This is a genomic window from Aliidiomarina sanyensis (genome assembly GCF_003987175.1).
In the GTDB taxonomy this organism is placed as follows: Bacteria; Pseudomonadota; Gammaproteobacteria; order Enterobacterales; family Alteromonadaceae; genus Aliidiomarina; species Aliidiomarina sanyensis.
The window spans coordinates 1-18331 of the sequence record NZ_PIPM01000020.1; the positions used below are offsets into that span (position 1 = coordinate 1).

An 18331-nucleotide genomic window follows, 5' to 3' on the forward strand; every position below is an offset into this window, starting at 1 on the left:
ACTGGGTCTGGTATCGCTGATGGACAGTTACCATCAGCTCAAATGTAACCTATGAACCGCCGTGGTACGGAACCGTATGCCCGGTGGTGTGAGAGGACGGAGGCCAGGAGGCCTCCTCCTACTCGATTGAGTAAAAACATTATTTATCAATAACTTAAATAGTTGGCATGGGAGTTGAATATACATCGGGTATCCAGAGTAAGTGGTCTTGGATGGGTAACAATCACCAACCATTAAATGACGAAAGGGAGAGACCCCATGAAAACAATCTCAAAAATGCTTATTGCCAGTGTAATAGTCGTTAGTTTGTGTTCAGTAAGCAACGCTTTTGCACATCAGAAAAGCGATCAAGAAGTGAGCCTGAAGGAGTTGATGCATTATGTTGTCCTTGCACAGAGTGGTGCCGTTCAACGCTCAATGAAAGAAAGTACTCCACGCTTGGCGCGTCAGCAGTTAGACGAAAGTAAAGTTCAGGTCGCTGAGTTGCAGCGCTCTGCAAACAGTCACGATAAAGTGATTGCGCAGCGTGTTCAGAAGCAGGACAAGCCTATCGCTCCATGAGTGTTTCTTTGATAATCTGTATGCAGACATAACAATAAGAATCAAGGAAACTGCTCATGAAGACCGCTCTTACCTTAGCACTTGCGAGTGCGTTAACGCTCAGCTCGCTTGCCGTTCAATCCACTGAAATCGTGGCCGGTGAGCGAGCAATGCGGATTGCGCAAGAATCAATGATTATTGATACGCATATTGATGTGCCATGGCGCCTCATCAATGATTGGGAAGATGTGAGTAAGGCAACTGAGCGAGGTGACTTTGATTATGAACGAGCGGTTGCAGGCGGTTTAAATGTTCCTTTTATGGCGATCTATATCCCGTCGAGCTATGAAGATAATGGGGCTTACACTCTGGCCAATCACTTGATTGATTACATGGAAGCCTTGGTGTACCGAGCACCCGATAAGTTTGCGATTCCACATTCAGTGGATGATCTCTTTACGCATCAAGAGCAGGGTTTGATGAGTCTTGCGATGGGTATGGAAAATGGGGCACCGATCGAAGGTGATTTTGCAAAACTTCAACATTTTTATGATCGAGGTGTCCGTTATGTCACCTTGGCCCACTCGGAAGACAATCATATTTCTGACTCGTCCTATGACATTCGCCAAACGTGGGGCGGCTTAAGTCCATTCGGCGTGGAGCTGGTGCGCGAGATGAACCGGATCGGCATGATGGTCGATGTGTCACATATCTCTGATAAAGCTTTTTATAACGTGCTGGAAGTAACTCAAGTTCCGGTCATTGCTACCCATTCTTCTGCTCGCCGTTTCACCCCAGGTTGGCAGCGAAATATGAACGATGACATGATCAAGGCATTGGCCGAGAATGGTGGGGTGATTCAAGTCACGTTTGGTTCAACCTTTGTGACGCCGATGGCCAATCAGCACCGCGCACGGATTCAGCGCTTGACGCGGGAAATCAATGAACGACTCGGCGAAGGAACTCCAGAGGCCGAAGCAGCGATTGCCACCATGCGGGAAGAAAACCCTTACCCCTTCGCCACGAAAGCAGATGTGCTTGACCACATCGACCATATCGTGAATCTGGTTGGGATTGACCATGTCGGAATTGGCTCTGACTACGATGGTGTAGGGGATACATTGCCGGTTGGTTTGAAAGATGTACGGACGTTCCCAAATCTGATTCAAGGTCTGTTAGACCGAGGTTATTCCGAAACCGATATTAACAAGATTCTGCACGGCAATACCTTGCGGGTTTGGCGCATCGCAGAGGAATTTGCAGCCCAAGCGCAACAACCTTAATTACCTCGAACGAGGGGACGCAGATAATTCTGCGTCTCCGCTTGCTTTTCTGCCCCATTTACGTATAATCTCGCCCACGTCTTTTTAGGCGTAGTAAGCTTTCGTATCGTGAAACCAAGCAAAACGCGACCTCGCACCTTGTTTGGATGGCACAGATACGACAACAACGACCCCGATGGGGGGTCGAACGTGGTTAAAAATACTTCCTCTTCCTACTTGCAAAGGTAGCCGAAGCGGCGAGTTTTTTTATGCTCTTTTTTAAATGCTCTTTATATGAGGCTTTGATTTATGTCTGGTCAAAGAATTCGGATTCGCTTGAAAGCTTTCGATCACCGCCTGATCGACCAGTCTACGGCGGAAATCGTAGATACAGCGAAGCGTACCGGTGCACAGGTTCGTGGACCTATTCCACTTCCTACGCGCAAAGAACGTTTCACCGTGCTGATTTCTCCGCACGTAAACAAAGACGCCCGTGATCAGTACGAGATCCGCACCCACAAGCGTCTTATCGATATCATCGAGCCAACAGATAAAACTGTTGACGCTCTGATGCGTTTGGACCTGGCTGCTGGCGTTGATGTGCAGATCAGCCTGGGCTAAGTGAGCAACAAGATTCTGGATAAGAGGTTTTAACAATGGCTATTGGTCTAGTCGGTCGGAAAGTAGGAATGACGCGTATCTTCCAAGAAGATGGCGCCTCAGTTCCTGTGACTGTGATCGAAGTGCTGGCAAACCGTGTGACTCAGGTTAAAAATCTGGACACTGATGGTTACCGTGCGCTTCAGGTGACCACTGGTAGCAAGAAGACCAACCGTGTCAACAAACCTGCAGCAGGTCACTTCGCCAAAGCTGGCGTAGAAGCTGGCCGTGGTCTGTGGGAATTCCGCCTAAATGGCGAAGAAGGTGCTGACATCGAAGTTGGATCTGAGCTGACCGTGGAAATCTTTGCGGACACCAAAATGGTAGACGTAACCGGTACCTCAAAAGGTAAAGGTTTCGCCGGTACTGTGAAACGCTGGAACTTCAGCATGCAAGACGCGACGCATGGTAACTCATTGTCGCATCGTGCACCGGGTTCTATCGGTCAAAACCAGTCACCTGGTAAAGTATTCAAAGGTAAGAAGATGGCCGGCCACATGGGTTCTGAGCGCGTAACCGTGCAGTCCCTTGAAGTCGTCCGTGTTGACGCTGAGCGCAACTTGCTTCTGGTTAAAGGCGCGGTCCCTGGAGCTTCTGGTGGCAACGTTATCGTTAAGCCGGCAGTGAAAGCGTAACGTCTGAGGAGATTAGTGATGGAATTAGCATTAAAAGACGCGAAAGGCGCTCTTGAAGTTTCCGAAGCTACCTTTGGACGTGAATACAATGAAGCTTTGGTGCATCAGGTCGTAGTGGCCTATGCAGCTGGCGCACGTCAAGGTAGTCGGGCTCAAAAAACGCGTTCAGAAGTTTCTGGTGGTGGCAAGAAGCCATGGCGCCAGAAAGGTACTGGTCGCGCACGTGCGGGTACAATCCGCAGCCCATTGTGGCGTTCAGGTGGTGTGAGCTTCGCAGCTAAACCACAGGATCACGCACAAAAAGTAAACAAGAAGATGTATCGTGGCGCACTCAAGAGCATTCTCTCTGAGCTGGTTCGTCAAGATCGTCTGATCGTTGTTGAAAATTTTGGTATCGATACGCCAAAAACGAAGCAACTCGTAAGCAAGTTGAAAGAGCTGGAACTGAACGACGTTCTAATCATCACCAAAGATGTTGATGAGAACTTGTTCCTGGCTTCTCGTAACCTGCATAAAGTCGACGTACGTGATGTACAAGGCATCGATCCGGTCAGCTTGATCGCATTCGACAAGGTCTTGTTCACCGCGGACGCAGTCAAGCAGCTTGAGGAGACATTGTCATGATGCGTGAAGAACGTTTGCTGAAAGTCATTCTGGCGCCTCACGTTTCTGAGAAAGCGACTGTTTCTGCTGAGAACAACAACACGGTTGTGTTCAAAGTAGCAAAAGACGCAACGAAGTCAGAAATCAAAGCTGCGGTAGAGAAACTGTTTGAAGTCGAAGTCACCGGCGTACGCACATTGAACGTTAAGGGTAAAACCAAGCGTTTCGGTATGCGCGTAGGGAAGCGGAGCGATTGGAAAAAAGCTTACGTAACTCTAGGCGAAGGTGCTGACATCGATTTCGTCGGCGGCGCTGAGTAAACAGGAGGATATTGAAGATGGCTGTTGTAAAAATGAAGCCTACGTCTCCGGGTCGTCGCCACGTCGTTAAAGTCGTTGGTCAGGACCTGTACAAAGGCAAGCCATACGCTCCGTTGTTGGAAAAGAACGCCAAGAACGGTGGTCGTAACAATAATGGCCGGATTACCGTGCGTCACATTGGTGGTGGTCACAAGCACCATTACCGCTTGATTGATTTCAAGCGCAACAAAGACGGTATTCCAGCAACTGTAGAGCGGATCGAGTATGACCCTAACCGGTCAGCAAACATCGCTCTGGTGCTTTATGCAGATGGCGAGCGTCGCTACGTTCTAGCTCCAAAGAGCTTGAAGTCTGGCGACAAAATCGTATCTGGCTCAGATGCACCAATCAAAGCAGGTAATGCTTTGCCTTTACGTAACATCCCAGTGGGTTCTGTTGTTCACGCTGTGGAGATGAAGCCTGGTAAAGGTGCACAGCTGGCGCGTTCAGCAGGTGCTTCAGTGCAGGTTTTGGCGCGTGAAGGTATGTACGTCACCGTTCGCTTGCGTTCAGGTGAAGTGCGTAAAATTTTAGCCGACTGTCGTGCGACAATCGGTGAGGTTGGTAACGCTGAACACATGCTCAAGCAATTGGGTAAAGCTGGTGCAACGCGCTGGCGTGGTGTTCGCCCAACGGTCCGTGGTGTTGCCATGAACCCGGTAGATCACCCACACGGTGGTGGTGAAGGCCGGACTTCAGGTGGACGTCATCCGGTCACTCCATGGGGTGTTCCTACGAAGGGTTATAAGACTCGTAAGAACAAGCGTACTAGCAAGTACATCGTGCGTCGTCGCACTAAGTAAAGGCAAGGGGTTTTATAATGCCACGTTCTCTTAAAAAAGGTCCATTTATTGACCTTCACCTACTCAAGAAGGTGGAGAAGGCGATGGAAAGCGGGGACAAGAAGCCAATTAAGACTTGGTCCCGTCGTTCAATGATCATTCCAGATATGATTGGTTTGACCATCGCTGTTCATAACGGTCGCCAGCACGTTCCAGTCTTCGTTTCTGACGAGATGATTGGTCACAAGCTCGGTGAATTCGCTCCGACTCGCACTTATCGCGGCCATGCTGCAGATAAGAAAGCTAAGAAACGGTAAGAGGTGAATACAATGCAAGCTATTGCTAAACATAAATTTGCCCGCCTTTCTCCGCAAAAGGGTCGTTTGGTTGCTGACCAAATTCGTGGTCAATCAGTTGCAAAAGCGCTAGAGACTCTGGAATACAGCCAGAAGAAAGCAGCGACTCTGATCAAGAAAGTTCTTGAATCAGCGATTGCAAATGCTGAGCACAACGAAGGTGCGGATATCGACGAGTTGAAAGTTTCTGCCATCATGGTTGACGAAGGTCCTACTATGAAGCGGATCAAGCCTCGTGCGAAAGGTCGTGCGGATCGTATCTTAAAGCGCACCAGCCACATTACTGTGGTTGTATCGGATAGCTAGGAGATAAGTTATGGGTCAGAAAGTACATCCTAATGGTATTCGCCTAGGTATCACCAAGCCATATAATGCTACCTGGTTCGCGGAGTCCAAGGATTTTGCTGATAACCTATTCAGTGACCATCAGGTTCGTTTGTTCCTGAAGGAAAAACTGAGTGGTGCTTCAGTATCACGCATCGTTATCGAGCGTCCAGCCAAGAGTGTTCGTGTGACGATTCACACTGCACGTCCAGGCGTGGTCATCGGTAAAAAAGGTGAAGACGTTGAGAAGCTGCGTCAAGAAATTTCGAAACTGACTGGTGTTCCAGCACAGATCAATATTTCTGAAGTTCGTAAGCCAGAGCTTGATGCTCAATTGGTTGCTGAGAACATTGCAGGCCAGCTCGAGCGTCGCGTTATGTTCCGTCGCGCTATGAAGCGTGCGGTACAAAATGCTATGCGCCTAGGTGCTAAAGGTATCAAAGTAGAAGTGAGCGGCCGTCTTGGTGGTGCTGAAATCGCACGTACCGAGTGGTATCGCGAAGGTCGTGTTCCGTTGCACACGTTGCGTGCGGACATCGATTACGCGACCGCTGAAGCTTCAACAACTTACGGTATCATTGGCGTGAAGGTTTGGGTTTTCCGCGGCGAAGTATTGGGCGGTATGCCTGTCGCCGAAGAAAAGCCAGCAGCGCAGAAGCGCGGCAAAGGTCGTAAGTAAGGAGAAGCATCATGTTACAACCTAAGCGTACGAAATTTCGTAAGATGCACACCGGCCGTAATCGCGGTCTGGCGCAGTCGGGTAACAAGGTAAGCTTCGGAACTTATGGTCTAAAGGCTACTGAACGTGGTCGTATGACCGCGCGTCAGATCGAAGCTGCTCGTCGTGCAATGACGCGTCACGTTAAGCGTCAAGGTAAAATCTGGATTCGCGTATTCCCAGACAAGCCAATTACCAAGAAGCCTCTTGAAGTGCGGATGGGTAAAGGTAAAGGTAACGTTGAATACTGGGTTTGCTTGATTCAACCGGGTCGCGTTTTGTACGAGATGGACGGTGTATCTGAAGAGCTGGCACGTGAGGCATTCAAATTAGCGGCTGCCAAACTGCCATTCAAGACAACCTTTGTTTCTCGGACGGTGATGTAATGAAAGCAAGCGAACTAAACGCGAAAAGCGTTGAAGAGCTGAATCAAGAGCTGCTTGGTTTGCTGCGTGAGCAATTCAACCTGCGCATGCAAGCTGCGACCGGCCAGCTGAATCAGACTCACCTGTTGAAGCAAGTGCGTAGAGATATCGCACGTGTGAAAACAGTGATTAATCAAAAGGCAGGTGCGTAATGAGCGAAGCAAAAACTATCCGTACTTTGCAAGGCCGCGTTGTGAGCAACAAGATGGACAAGTCTATCATCGTTGCTATCGAGCGCCAGGTTAAGCACCCAATCTATGGGAAGTACATTAAGCGGACGACTAAGCTCCACGCACACGATGAAAATAACACGTGCCAAGAAGGTGATTTAGTGACAATTCGGGAAACTCGCCCGATTTCAAAAACTAAAAACTGGACATTGGTCGATGTTGTTGAGCGTGCTGCAGGCGTCTAATCCGCCGGCGAAAACGCCTTAAAGTATAGAAACGGCTCTCTTCGGAGGGCCGTTTTTTTTGCGTAACGAGAGGGCCTTACTATACTTAACATCCACTTGTTAGCCGATTCAGCAAGGAGCAACGAATGCGTAAGAGTTTTATCGCCCTCAGTATTGGCCTCGCATGTAGTATCGGATACCCTCCCAGTTCAGTGCATGCACAGAGTAACGAACTCACCATCGAAGAACGAATCTCTATCCTAGAACAAGAATTGCGTGCCCTGCGAGCAGAGAATGAGGCTTTGCAACGTGAAGCCGAAGCCGAACGCGCCCAAGCAGAAGATGACCGAAAAGCAGCGCAAGAAGCGGCGGAAGAGGCTGCAGATGCTTCCCGTCGAGCCATCGAAGCAGAGCGTGAGGCACGAGGTGAACGCGCGGAAGATGGTATTGAGTTTGGTGGGGCGGTCCGTTTTCAATATCAAGTGAACGATTACGACCGTGCACATCGGAATCGTGGCGGTGATCTCGATTTTGACCTCATCCGAATTGATTTCGATGGGCGGATGGGCGATGTGATTTTATCGGCTCAGTATCGTTGGTTTGAATACATGGAGGCGGTTCGACATGCCTATTTTGGCTATGATTTCTCCGATGAATGGCAGGGGCAAATCGGTCTGGTTATTCAGCCGTTCGGTGTCATGCCATATAACTCACATAGCTACTTCTTCAGCACGAATTTCTATGTTGGGATGGAAGATAATCCTGGCGCCGGAATTCGTTTCAAACGCCGAAATGACACCTGGGATTTAGATCTCGCATTTATTAAAAATGACGAGCTCGGCGGATCAACAGGGTTTGTGCGCAACCTTTCGGATCGCTACGCATATGATGTCGTGGGTCTCCGGTTAGCGGGAGAGGATCCCTTTGATGAACCGAGTCAACTCGTGAGTGAGAGTAATACCGTGATGGGGCGGGTCGCCCGGAAGTGGGCATTCGATGATGAGCGCCACCTCGAACTTGGGGTATCTGGGCAGTTTGGCCGCTTCAACGATGGTGCTCGGAATATTGGAGATCGGGAAAATATCGCGTTCCATGCGGTGTACAATACAGGACCATGGGAATTCCAAGGGCAATATGCACGGTATGATTATACCTTTGATATTGAGAATGTTGGTGTCATTACCGCTGCATATAACTACTTTGAAACAATGCCCTCGAAAGCGGACCTCTGGACTGCAAATGTTGCATACTCGATGCCGGTAAATCTTGGTCCGATTTCGAACCTCTTGTGGTACAACAACTATAGTCTGATGACCAACAAACGTGAGTTCAATGATGATACGTGGATGAATGTCCTCGGTGTTGCGGTGACTGCGGGCGGTGTGTATACCTACATTGATCTAGTCACAGCTAAAAATCATCCGTTCGTCGGTGGCTCTACCGGTACCGATGGGGGTAGAACAAACACACGTTTTAATATAAACTTCGGGTACTATTTTTAGACAAATCTGAGGCGTCAACTCAGGCGCCTCAACCCCTCTGTTTTTCTGTGAAATCCCTCTATCTTCTCCCAATCTTTTCTGTTACAATTTCGCGCCCTTTTAATATGGGGTCTTCTTTCTGAGAGGTTCAGTCAGAAGTTATATGGACTCGGGAGAGTCTGGTTTACTAACTCAAGCGGAGCACTGAGATGATCCAGATGCAATCTATGCTCGACGTGGCCGACAACTCGGGCGCGCGCAGCGTACAATGTATTAAGGTTCTAGGTGGTTCGCACCGCCGTTACGCAAACATCGGTGATGTCATCAAAGTGTCAGTGAAGGAAGCAATTCCTCGTGGCAAGGTGAAGAAAGGTGATGTTTACAATGCGGTGGTCGTTCGCACCCGGAAAGGCGTCCGTCGTCAAGACGGCTCTGTTATCCGTTTTGACCGCAATGCGGCTGTTATTTTGAATAACAACTTACAGCCGATTGGGACCCGTATCTTTGGCCCGGTGACTCGTGAATTGCGCGGTGAGCAGTTCATGAAGATCATCTCCCTGGCGCCAGAAGTACTATAAGGAGTCTAAAAATGGCGGCAAAAATCAGACGTGATGACGAAGTGGTTGTGTTGGCAGGTAAGGACAAAGGGAAGCGCGGTAAAGTGCTTTCAGTTCTGACCAGCTCCGATCGCGTAGTGGTAGAAGGCGTTAACATTATCAAGAAACATCAGAAGCCAAATCCGGCTCTGAATGAACCAGGTGGCATCGTAGAAAAAGAAGCCCCTATTCATGTTTCTAATGTTGCGATTTTCAACCCAGCGACTGGCACAGCAGATCGTGTTGGTTTCAAGATTGAAGGCGAGAAGAAAGTTCGCGTTTTCAAATCTAACAATGAAATCATCTAATTGAAATTTGGAGTATACGATGGCGAAACTGCATGATTTTTATAAAGAGACTGTAGTTCCTGAGCTGATGAAACAGTTCAGCTACACCAGTGTCATGCAAGTCCCTCGGATTGAGAAAATCACCCTGAATATGGGTGTTGGTGAAGCACTAGTCGACAAAAAGATTCTCGACAATGCAGTTGCAGACCTTGAGGCCATTACTGGTCAAAAAGTTGTCCGTACTGTTGCGCGTAAATCTGTCGCAGGCTTCAAGATCCGTGAAGGCTTCCCGATTGGTTGTAAAGTAACTCTACGCGGTGAGCACATGTGGGACTTCCTGCAGAGACTGATCTCTATTGCGATTCCTCGGATTCGTGACTTCCGTGGGTTAAACCCGAAGTCATTTGACGGTCGCGGGAACTACAGCATGGGCGTTCGTGAGCAAATCATTTTCCCAGAAATCGACTACGACAAAGTCGACCGGGTACGTGGTTTGGATATCACGATTACCACCAGTGCACAGAGCGATGATGAAGCGCGTGCATTGCTGACTGCCTTTAACTTCCCGTTTAAAAAGTAAGGTGTAGAGTTATGGCAAAAGTTTCTATGAAAATGCGCGAACTGAAGCGTGCTCAGCTTATTGAAAAATATGCTGAAAAACGCCGCGCACTGAAAGCTACTATCAGTAACCCAGCGTCCAGCGACGAACAACGCTGGGAAGCCGTTCTGGAACTTCAGAAGCTTCCTCGTGATTCCAGTCCTTCACGCCAGCGTAACCGCTGCCGTGTGACTGGTCGTCCACATGGTTATCTGCGTAAGTTTGGCATGAGCCGTATCAAGGTTCGTGAAAAAGCTATGCGCGGTGAAATTCCTGGCTTGAAAAAAGCTAGCTGGTAAGCCACGAATCACGGGAGAAAGCAAAAATGAGCATGCAAGATCCAATTGCGGATATGTTTACTCGCATTCGCAACGCTCAGTCTGCGAACAAAGTAGCAGTGGTTATGCCAGCATCTAAGCAGAAAGAAGCAATCGCTCAAGTTCTGCAAGATGAAGGTTATATCACCGCGTACAAAGTAGAGTCTGGCGTTAAACCAGAATTGGAAATCACTCTGAAGTACTTCGAAGGCAAGCCTGTCATCGAGTCAATTCAGCGTGTAAGCCGTCCTGGTCTGCGGATTTATAAGAAGCGTAACGAACTGCCTAAAGTAATGGGCGGTCTCGGTATTGCAGTTGTTTCTACGTCGAAAGGACTAATGACTGACCGTGCAGCTCGAGCAGCTGGACTTGGCGGTGAAATCATTGGTTACGTAGCGTAACGGGAGGTAAGGATATGTCACGCGTTGCTAAGGCACCTGTTGCTATCCCTGCTGGCGTTGAAGTTACGCTGAACGGCCAGGAAGTAACAGTTAAAGGCGCAATGGGCACACTGACTCGTGTTTTTAATGATGCAGTAGAGATTTCTTCTGCTGATCAAGAACTGCGTACTGTACCTCGTGAAGGTATGGCAAATGCAGTTGCACAAGCAGGTACCGCGCGCGCTTTGTTAAATAACATGGTAGTCGGGGTTACCGAAGGCTTTGTCCGTAAACTGAACCTTGTTGGTGTCGGTTATCGTGCACAAGCTCAAGGTAGCAAACTGAATCTGAGCCTAGGCTTCTCACACCCAGTCGAGTTCCAAGTTCCAGCAGGTGTTACTGTTGAAACGCCAACTCAAACTGAGGTTGTCGTGAAGGGCGCTGATAAGCAACTGGTTGGTCAGGTTGCTGCGAATATTCGTGCGTATCGGAAACCAGAACCTTACAAAGGTAAAGGTGTTCGTTACAGCGACGAGCAAGTGCGCCGTAAAGAAGCCAAGAAGAAATAGGGTAATACGATGGACAAGAAATCAGCTCGCTTACGTCGTGCTACTCGCGCACGTAAGAAAATTCAAGAGTTGGGTGCAACCCGTCTGGTGGTTCACCGTACCCCGCGGCACATTTATGCTCAGTTGATCGCAGCAAGTGGCTCAGAAGTTTTAGCTACTGCTTCTACTGTAGAAAGTTCGATCAAAGAGCAGGTGAAAAACACGGGTAACGTGGAAGCCGCTAAATTCGTCGGTAAGTTGATCGCCGAGCGTGCGAAAGAGAAGGGCGTTGAGTCTGTATCTTTTGATCGCAGTGGCTTCAAGTACCACGGTCGTGTTGCTGCACTGGCAGATGCTGCCCGTGAAGCAGGACTGCAGTTCTAGGAGACGATAATGGCAAATCAAGAAGCTCAAAACGGTGAACTGGTAGAAAAGTTAATCACAGTCAACCGCGTCTCTAAAGTGGTTAAAGGTGGTCGTATCTTTAGCTTCACTGCGCTGACTGTGGTAGGTGATGGTCAAGGTAAAATCGGTTTCGGTTACGGTAAAGCACGTGAAGTGCCTGCTGCTATCCAGAAGGCGATGGAAAAAGCGCGTCGTAACATGGTCACAGTTCAGTTGACTAATGGAACGTTGCAGCACCCTGTTAAAGGTCGTCACTCTGGCTCGAACGTATACATGCAGCCAGCATCTGAAGGTACAGGTATCATCGCCGGTGGTGCGATGCGTGCAGTACTCGAAGTTGCGGGTGTACACAACGTTCTGTCAAAAGCGTACGGTTCAACTAACCCAATCAACGTTGTTCGCGCAACGATCAAAGCTCTCGAGGCTATGCACTCGCCAGAGCAGATCGCTGCAAAACGCGGACTGTCTGTTGACGAAATCGTGGGGTAATGAACGATGGCGAAAAAGACAATCAAAGTAACGCAAACCAAAAGCTCAATTGGCCGCTTACCAAAGCATAAAGCCACTTTAGTCGGTTTGGGTCTACGCCGGATCAACCACACCGTTGAACTTGAAGATACACCTTCAGTTCGCGGTATGGTGAATAAGGTTTATTACATGGTTAAGGTAGAGGAGTAAGACATGTTTTTGAATTCTCTCTCTCCTGCACCTGGTGCAAAGACAGCTAAGAAGCGCGTTGGTCGTGGTATTGGTTCTGGTCTTGGCAAGACAGGTGGTCGCGGTCACAAAGGTCAGAAATCTCGTTCAGGCGGAAGCGTGAAACCAGGTTTCGAAGGTGGTCAAATGCCATTGCAGCGTCGTCTGCCTAAGTTTGGTTTTACTTCGCGTAAATCATTCCAAACTGCAGAAGTGACGTTGAGTGAGTTGGCCAAAGTAGCCGGTGACACCGTGACTCTGGACGGTTTGAAAGACGCAGGTTTGGTGAAGAAGAACATTTTGTTCGTCAAAGTCATCAAGTCTGGTGAAATTAGCCGTGCAGTCACTGTACAGGGTATTAAAGTCACTAAAGGTGCGCGCGAGTTAATCGAAGCGGCCGGCGGCAAAGTCGAAGGATAATTGACTCATGGCTAGACCAGGATTGGAAAAATCCAGCGCGAAAGGCGGATTATCAGAACTGAAAACGCGTTTGTTGTTTGTTCTCGGAGCAATCATCGTATTCCGTGCTGCGTCTTTCGTGCCGATTCCTGGTGTAGATGCAGCCGTATTAGCTGAGTTGTTCGAGCAGCAACAGGGAACCATCGTGGCCATGTTTAACATGTTCAGCGGTGGTGCTCTGGAGCGCGCGTCGATCCTTGCGTTGGGTATCATGCCCTACATTACCTCTGCCATCATCATGCAGTTGCTTGCTGTGGTTCATCCAAAGCTTGCAGAGTTGAAGAAGGAAGGGGAAGCAGGGCGACGTAAGATCAGCCAATACACGCGTTGGGGTACTCTCGTTCTCGCAACGATGCAGTCGATAGGTATTGCAACGGGGCTTCCGAATCTAATCCCTGGATTAGTCGCGAACCCCGGTCCTGCATTCTATTTTACTGCAGTGGTGAGCTTGGTTACGGGAACTATGTTCCTTATGTGGCTAGGTGAGCAAATTACGGAACGAGGCATCGGTAACGGTATCTCAATTATCATCTTTGCCGGGATTGTTGCAGGCTTGCCTTCAGCGGTCGGTCAAACAGCAGAACAGGCGCGTCAGGGCGACCTGCACCTCCTACTGCTGTTGTTAATCGGGGTAATCGTTTTTGCGGTTACTTACTTTGTTGTATTTGTAGAGCGCGGACAGCGTCGGATTGTGGTAAACTACGCCAAACAGCAAAAAGGGCGTAAGGTTTTTGCTGCACAGAGTTCTCACTTGCCATTGAAAGTTAATATGGCCGGTGTAATTCCTCCGATCTTTGCGTCGAGCATCATCTTGTTCCCTGGAACTATGGCTTCATGGTTTGGGCAAGGCGAAGGCGGCGTGGCAGAAGCGTTACAGAATGTTGCGTTGACATTGTCACCGGGACAACCTCTGTACGTGATGCTGTATGCGGCGGCGATTATTTTCTTCTGTTTCTTCTATACTGCGTTGGTGTTTAACCCTCGCGATACAGCAGATAACTTGAAGAAGTCAGGTGCGTTTATTCCGGGCATCCGTCCAGGTGAACAAACTTCGCGCTACATTGACAAAGTGATGACACGACTCACGCTGGCTGGCGCTCTGTACATAACATTTATCTGTTTGGTTCCTGAATTCATGATGATTGCGTGGAACGTTCAGTTCTACTTCGGCGGTACATCACTGTTGATTATCGTCATTGTTATTATGGATTTCATGGCTCAGGTACAGACTCACATGATGTCTCATCAATATGAGTCGGTGCTGAAAAAAGCGAACCTTAAGGGCTACGGCCGCTAAGGTCGTTGGTTACGGAGACTAGCAATGAAAGTACGTGCTTCCGTTAAGAAGATCTGCCGGAACTGCAAGGTCATCAAACGCCACGGAGTAGTCCGGGTGATTTGTACTGACCCAAAGCATAAACAACGGCAGGGTTAAGAAAGAATGTCACAGTCCGGTTTTTACCGGGCTGTGATAAATGCTATTTGCATTAAGTATACCGGTTGAGTATCCTAACGGGCTTTTCAACTGGTGCCCATTAGACTATAGGAGATATGTTAGTGGCCCGTATAGCTGGCATTAACGTCCCTGACAACAAACATGCTGTAATTGCATTGACATCGATCTACGGTGTTGGCCTGACTCGCTCAAAGGCGATCTTGGCTTCTGTAGGTATCGCTGAAGATACAAAACTCGGCTCATTGTCAGAGGATCAAATCGACGTAATTCGTGATGCGGTTGCAAAATACACTGTAGAAGGTGACCTGCGTCGTGAAGTTTCAATGAACATCAAGCGTCTGATGGACCTCGGTTGTTACCGTGGTCTCCGTCATCGTCGCAGCTTACCTTTACGTGGTCAGCGCACTAAAACTAATGCGCGCACTCGTAAAGGTCCGCGTAAACCGATTAAGAAGTAAGGAGAAGCGATTATGGCTAAAGCACCTACTCGTACTCGGAAGCGCGTTAAAAAGCAAGTGACCGATGGAATGGCGCACATCCATGCGTCTTTCAACAACACGATCGTGACAATCACTGATCGCCAAGGCAACGCGCTTTCTTGGGCTACCGCAGGTGGTTCAGGTTTCCGTGGCTCACGTAAGTCCACTCCGTTTGCTGCTCAGGTAGCTGCAGAGCGTGCTGGTGAAATGGCGAAGGAATATGGTCTGAAAAATCTGGAAGTGTTCGTGAAAGGACCAGGTCCAGGTCGTGAATCTTCGATTCGTGCCCTGAATGCGGTCGGATACAAAATCACAAACATTACCGATGTGACTCCTATTCCTCACAACGGTTGTCGTCCGCCTAAAAAACGTCGCGTTTAATTGGCGTGAAACGATAGTTGGAGAAAGAACATGGCTAGATATTTGGGTCCAAAACTCAAACTGAGTCGTCGCGAAGGAACCGATCTCTTTCTGAAGAGCGGTGTTCGTGCAATCGACTCAAAATGTAAGTTGGAGAATGCACCTGGTCAACACGGCGCGCGTCGCGGTCGTTTGTCTGACTACGGTCTCCAGTTACGTGAAAAGCAAAAAGTACGTCGTATTTTCGGTGTGCTCGAGAAGCAATTCCGTAACTACTATAAAGAAGCTGCGCGATTGAAAGGCAACACCGGTGAGAACCTATTACAACTTCTCGAGTCTCGTCTCGACAATGTTGTATACCGGATGGGCTTTGCGTCAACTCGTGCTGAAGCGCGTCAGTTGGTAAGCCACAAAGCGATCGTTGTAAATGGTCGGGTTGTGAACATTCCATCGTTTCAGGTGAAGCCTGAAGACGTGGTCAGCGTTCGCGAAAAAGCCAAAAAGCAAGCACGTATTGGTGCTGCGCTTGAGCTTGCAGAGCAGCGTGAAAAGCCAATTTGGGTTGAAGTAGACACGAAAGAAATGTCTGGTGTCTTCAAGCGTCACCCAGAACGGACTGACCTGTCTGCAGACATTAACGAACAGTTGATCGTAGAGCTTTACTCGAAGTAAGGCCTCAGCACAAAGAGAGGACACAATGCAGGGTTCTGTAACCGAATTTCTGAAACCGCGTCTCGTGGATATCGAGCAAATTGGCCCCAATCGCGCAAAGGTCACTTTGGAGCCGTTGGAGCGCGGTTTCGGTCATACGCTGGGTAATGCTCTGCGTCGTATCCTTCTCTCTTCAATGCCAGGATGTGCGGTAACTGAAGTAGAGATTGACGGCGTACAGCATGAATACAGCACGAAAGAGGGTGTGCAGGAAGACATCATCGAGATCCTGCTCAACCTGAAAGGTCTGGCTGTCAAACTGAACGGCAAAGACGAAGCTACGTTGACTTTGAGCAAGTCAGGAGTAGGTCCGGTCACCGCAGGCGACATCACCACTGATGGTGACGTTGAAATCTGCAACCCGGAGCACCTGATTTGTACGTTGACCGGTGACATTGATTTTTCAATGCGCATCAAAGTTGAACGCGGTCGTGGTTACGTCCCTGCAAACGTTCGTCAGCAGAATGAAGAAGAAGGTCGTTCAATCGGTCGTCTTTTGGTAGACGCTTCATACAGTCCAGTTGAGCGTATTGCTTACAATGTCGATGCGGCACGTGTTGAGCAACGTACAGACTTGGACAAACTGGTTATCGATATGGAAACCAACGGTACCATCGATCCAGAAGAAGCGATTCGTCGCGCGGCAACAATTCTAGCTGAACAGTTGGAAGCATTTGTTGAATTGCGTGATGTCAGCGAGCCAGAAGAGAAAGAAGAGAAGCCGGAGTTTGATCCGATTCTCCTCCGTCCGGTCGATGACCTAGAGCTGACTGTCCGGTCTGCAAACTGTCTGAAAGCAGAAGCGATTCAGTATATTGGCGATCTGGTTCAGCGCACTGAGGTTGAGTTGTTGAAGACTCCAAACCTCGGTAAGAAATCGCTGACCGAAATCAAGGACGTACTTGCGTCGCGTGGATTATCTCTAGGCATGCGCCTCGAGAACTGGCCACCAGCAAGCTTGTTGGATAACGACTAAGGACGCCGATTAAGGTCGCCTAGGTAGAAGATTTACTGAGAAGGGTATTGGTATGCGCCATCGTAAGAGTGGTCGTCAACTTAACCGAAACAGCAGCCATCGCCAGGCTATGTTCCGTAACATGGCAAGCTCATTGGTCCGTCACGAAGTGATTAAGACCACTGTGCCAAAAGCGAAAGAGCTGCGCCGGGTAATCGAACCTTTGATTACTTTGGCAAAAGAAGATAGCGTTGCAAACCGCCGTTTGGCATTTGCTCGCACTCGCGATAAAGAAGTTGTAGGTAAGCTATTTAACGAGCTTGGCCCACGTTTCGCAGAGCGTCCAGGTGGATACACCCGGATTCTGAAATGTGGTTTCCGTGCTGGTGACCAAGCGCCTATGGCATTTATCGAGTTGGTTGACCGACCTGTAACTGAAGAAGTTGTAGAAGAAGCGGCTGCTGAAGAGTAAGCACTTGGTTCCAACACTTTGAAAAAACGGAGTCCCTCGGGCTCCGTTTTTTTATTTCTGGTCTGGTCATTTTTGATAAGTTCGTGAACAATAACTCACTTAATGAATTGGGTGGGTAAGGAGATACTGCATGCCAAGTTTTGATATTGTTTCAGAGATCGATAAAGTCGAGCTCCGCCATGCTGTTGATAACGCAAACCGGGAACTCTCAACGCGTTTTGATTTCCGCGGCGTCGAATCATCGATTGAGTTGAGCGATTTAACAGTAACGCTAAAAACTGAATCTGATTTTCAAGCACGGCAGTTGTTGGAGATTCTGCGAAACCAATGTACTAAACGTGGGATCACGCTCGCGGGTGCAGATGTCGAAGATGATCCCGTGCACAGCGGGAAGACCTATTCGTTTCATGTGACCTTTAAGCAAGGGATTGATCAGCCGGTGGCCAAGCAGATCACGAAACTGATCAAAGAAAGTAAAGTGAAAGTCCAATCGTCTATCCAAGGTGAGAAGATTCGTGTGACCGGTAAGAAAAGAGACGATCTACAAATGACGATTGCGCTGCTCAAAGACTCGGATATTGAGTTACCGCTTCAATTTGAAAACTTCCGAGATTAAGCAAAAAGGTTAAATAAACGTTTATTTTCTAGGTTTTGAGCGGTTTTTTTCGCCGGTTTGCGCAGAAAATAACCGGTCGGAATTTTTTTTAAAAAAAGATCTTGATCGTCCTGATTCGATCTCTATAATGCGCCTCCGTTGTCACGGAGAATGTGACGGCGGGAAGCAAAGCAGTCAGCGCATTGCGCTAGATCAAAAAAGATCGAAAGACGCCTTGACTTCAAGATGGGGTAGCGTAGAATTCGCATCCCTGCTTCGGAAAGAAGCAACGTTCTTTAACAATTTATCAAGCCAAGCAATCTGTGTGGGCACTTGCGACGACAAGCATCGACCAAGCCATTAATTTGGCAACTGGTTCAGCTTAGAAAGCAGGAGCCTTACTAAAAAGTAAGACACCAGAAATTCATATAGTTGAGCCGCTTCGGCCTCTTAATTGGGGTGACGAAGCAACTTTGCA

General features: G+C 48.6%; 32 protein-coding genes. All 32 read left to right on the forward strand.

Going from position 1 to position 18331, the window contains the following annotated elements; genetic code table 11:
- Positions 1–258: 258 nt before the first annotated feature.
- On the forward strand, positions 259–561 hold the full coding sequence (locus CWE11_RS11320; protein ID WP_126777741.1) for a hypothetical protein: 303 nt from the start codon (positions 259–261) through the stop codon (positions 559–561).
- Positions 562–617: 56 nt separating this feature from the next.
- Entirely contained in the window at positions 618–1823 is a 1206-nt protein-coding gene (locus tag CWE11_RS11325; protein WP_126777742.1) for a dipeptidase, read from the forward strand.
- Between the two features lie 288 nt (positions 1824–2111).
- Complete coding sequence (rpsJ, locus tag CWE11_RS11330; protein WP_126777743.1) at positions 2112–2423, forward strand: 30S ribosomal protein S10; 312 nt, start codon at positions 2112–2114, stop codon at positions 2421–2423.
- Between the two features lie 35 nt (positions 2424–2458).
- Positions 2459–3097 carry a 50S ribosomal protein L3 gene (gene rplC, locus CWE11_RS11335; protein WP_126777744.1) on the forward strand — a complete coding sequence of 213 codons (639 nt, stop codon included), beginning with the start codon at positions 2459–2461 and terminating at the stop codon, positions 3095–3097.
- Between the two features lie 18 nt (positions 3098–3115).
- Positions 3116–3721: a 50S ribosomal protein L4 gene (gene rplD / locus CWE11_RS11340; RefSeq protein ID WP_126777745.1), complete on the forward strand. Its 606-nt coding sequence runs from the start codon at positions 3116–3118 to the stop codon at positions 3719–3721.
- Positions 3718–4020 carry a 50S ribosomal protein L23 gene (gene rplW / locus CWE11_RS11345; protein ID WP_126777746.1) on the forward strand — a complete coding sequence of 101 codons (303 nt, stop codon included), beginning with the start codon at positions 3718–3720 and terminating at the stop codon, positions 4018–4020. The genes rplD and rplW overlap by 4 nt, the downstream gene beginning before the upstream one ends.
- 17 nt (positions 4021–4037) lie before the next feature.
- The gene (gene rplB, locus CWE11_RS11350) at positions 4038–4862 is read left to right on the forward strand and encodes a 50S ribosomal protein L2 (RefSeq protein WP_126777747.1); all 825 of its coding nucleotides are present in this window, start codon (positions 4038–4040) and stop codon (positions 4860–4862) included.
- Between the two features lie 17 nt (positions 4863–4879).
- Complete coding sequence (rpsS, locus tag CWE11_RS11355; RefSeq protein WP_126777748.1) at positions 4880–5158, forward strand: 30S ribosomal protein S19; 279 nt, start codon at positions 4880–4882, stop codon at positions 5156–5158.
- A 12-nt stretch (positions 5159–5170) separates the two neighbouring features.
- The gene (gene rplV, locus CWE11_RS11360; protein ID WP_126777749.1) at positions 5171–5503 is read left to right on the forward strand and encodes a 50S ribosomal protein L22; all 333 of its coding nucleotides are present in this window, start codon (positions 5171–5173) and stop codon (positions 5501–5503) included.
- A gap of 10 nt (positions 5504–5513) precedes the next feature.
- Positions 5514–6200 carry a 30S ribosomal protein S3 gene (rpsC, locus tag CWE11_RS11365; protein WP_126777750.1) on the forward strand — a complete coding sequence of 229 codons (687 nt, stop codon included), beginning with the start codon at positions 5514–5516 and terminating at the stop codon, positions 6198–6200.
- A gap of 11 nt (positions 6201–6211) precedes the next feature.
- On the forward strand, positions 6212–6625 hold the full coding sequence (rplP, locus tag CWE11_RS11370) for a 50S ribosomal protein L16 (RefSeq protein ID WP_126777751.1): 414 nt from the start codon (positions 6212–6214) through the stop codon (positions 6623–6625).
- Positions 6625–6816, forward strand: a complete 192-nt coding sequence (gene rpmC, locus CWE11_RS11375; RefSeq protein WP_126777752.1) for a 50S ribosomal protein L29 — start codon at positions 6625–6627, stop codon at positions 6814–6816. The genes rplP and rpmC overlap by 1 nt, the downstream gene beginning before the upstream one ends.
- Complete coding sequence (gene rpsQ, locus CWE11_RS11380) at positions 6816–7079, forward strand: 30S ribosomal protein S17 (RefSeq protein ID WP_126777753.1); 264 nt, start codon at positions 6816–6818, stop codon at positions 7077–7079. Before rpmC ends, rpsQ begins: the two co-directional genes overlap by 1 nt.
- 125 nt (positions 7080–7204) lie before the next feature.
- Entirely contained in the window at positions 7205–8560 is a 1356-nt protein-coding gene (locus CWE11_RS11385; protein ID WP_126777754.1) for a carbohydrate porin, read from the forward strand.
- 188 nt (positions 8561–8748) lie between these two features.
- Entirely contained in the window at positions 8749–9117 is a 369-nt protein-coding gene (gene rplN / locus CWE11_RS11390) for a 50S ribosomal protein L14 (RefSeq protein ID WP_126777755.1), read from the forward strand.
- Between the two features lie 11 nt (positions 9118–9128).
- Positions 9129–9443, forward strand: coding sequence for a 50S ribosomal protein L24 (gene rplX, locus CWE11_RS11395; protein WP_126777756.1), 315 nt, complete (start codon positions 9129–9131; stop codon positions 9441–9443).
- 19 nt (positions 9444–9462) lie between these two features.
- The gene (gene rplE / locus CWE11_RS11400) at positions 9463–10002 is read left to right on the forward strand and encodes a 50S ribosomal protein L5 (RefSeq protein ID WP_126777757.1); all 540 of its coding nucleotides are present in this window, start codon (positions 9463–9465) and stop codon (positions 10000–10002) included.
- A gap of 11 nt (positions 10003–10013) precedes the next feature.
- Entirely contained in the window at positions 10014–10319 is a 306-nt protein-coding gene (rpsN, locus tag CWE11_RS11405) for a 30S ribosomal protein S14 (RefSeq protein ID WP_126777758.1), read from the forward strand.
- Positions 10320–10345: 26 nt separating this feature from the next.
- Positions 10346–10738, forward strand: coding sequence for a 30S ribosomal protein S8 (gene rpsH, locus CWE11_RS11410; RefSeq protein ID WP_126777759.1), 393 nt, complete (start codon positions 10346–10348; stop codon positions 10736–10738).
- Between the two features lie 14 nt (positions 10739–10752).
- Positions 10753–11286 (forward strand): 50S ribosomal protein L6, encoded by a 534-nt coding sequence (gene rplF / locus CWE11_RS11415; protein ID WP_126777760.1) that lies wholly within the window; start codon positions 10753–10755, stop codon positions 11284–11286.
- A 9-nt stretch (positions 11287–11295) separates the two neighbouring features.
- Positions 11296–11649, forward strand: coding sequence for a 50S ribosomal protein L18 (gene rplR, locus CWE11_RS11420; protein ID WP_126777761.1), 354 nt, complete (start codon positions 11296–11298; stop codon positions 11647–11649).
- A 9-nt stretch (positions 11650–11658) separates the two neighbouring features.
- Positions 11659–12159 carry a 30S ribosomal protein S5 gene (rpsE, locus tag CWE11_RS11425; RefSeq protein WP_126777762.1) on the forward strand — a complete coding sequence of 167 codons (501 nt, stop codon included), beginning with the start codon at positions 11659–11661 and terminating at the stop codon, positions 12157–12159.
- A gap of 6 nt (positions 12160–12165) precedes the next feature.
- On the forward strand, positions 12166–12348 hold the full coding sequence (gene rpmD / locus CWE11_RS11430; RefSeq protein WP_126777763.1) for a 50S ribosomal protein L30: 183 nt from the start codon (positions 12166–12168) through the stop codon (positions 12346–12348).
- A gap of 3 nt (positions 12349–12351) precedes the next feature.
- Positions 12352–12786, forward strand: coding sequence for a 50S ribosomal protein L15 (rplO, locus tag CWE11_RS11435; RefSeq protein ID WP_126777764.1), 435 nt, complete (start codon positions 12352–12354; stop codon positions 12784–12786).
- A 7-nt stretch (positions 12787–12793) separates the two neighbouring features.
- On the forward strand, positions 12794–14122 hold the full coding sequence (secY, locus tag CWE11_RS11440) for a preprotein translocase subunit SecY (RefSeq protein WP_126777765.1): 1329 nt from the start codon (positions 12794–12796) through the stop codon (positions 14120–14122).
- Between the two features lie 24 nt (positions 14123–14146).
- On the forward strand, positions 14147–14260 hold the full coding sequence (rpmJ, locus tag CWE11_RS11445; RefSeq protein ID WP_072155090.1) for a 50S ribosomal protein L36: 114 nt from the start codon (positions 14147–14149) through the stop codon (positions 14258–14260).
- A 122-nt stretch (positions 14261–14382) separates the two neighbouring features.
- Positions 14383–14739, forward strand: coding sequence for a 30S ribosomal protein S13 (rpsM, locus tag CWE11_RS11450; protein ID WP_126777766.1), 357 nt, complete (start codon positions 14383–14385; stop codon positions 14737–14739).
- A gap of 12 nt (positions 14740–14751) precedes the next feature.
- Positions 14752–15141, forward strand: a complete 390-nt coding sequence (gene rpsK, locus CWE11_RS11455; protein WP_126777767.1) for a 30S ribosomal protein S11 — start codon at positions 14752–14754, stop codon at positions 15139–15141.
- A gap of 30 nt (positions 15142–15171) precedes the next feature.
- Positions 15172–15792, forward strand: coding sequence for a 30S ribosomal protein S4 (rpsD, locus tag CWE11_RS11460; RefSeq protein WP_126777768.1), 621 nt, complete (start codon positions 15172–15174; stop codon positions 15790–15792).
- Positions 15793–15817: 25 nt separating this feature from the next.
- Positions 15818–16807, forward strand: coding sequence for a DNA-directed RNA polymerase subunit alpha (locus CWE11_RS11465; protein WP_126777769.1), 990 nt, complete (start codon positions 15818–15820; stop codon positions 16805–16807).
- 52 nt (positions 16808–16859) lie between these two features.
- A complete protein-coding gene (rplQ, locus tag CWE11_RS11470; RefSeq protein ID WP_126777770.1) occupies positions 16860–17258 on the forward strand; it encodes a 50S ribosomal protein L17 in 399 nt (132 codons plus the stop codon).
- A gap of 130 nt (positions 17259–17388) precedes the next feature.
- The gene (locus CWE11_RS11475) at positions 17389–17874 is read left to right on the forward strand and encodes a YajQ family cyclic di-GMP-binding protein (protein WP_126777771.1); all 486 of its coding nucleotides are present in this window, start codon (positions 17389–17391) and stop codon (positions 17872–17874) included.
- The last annotated feature ends 457 nt before the right edge of the window (positions 17875–18331 follow it).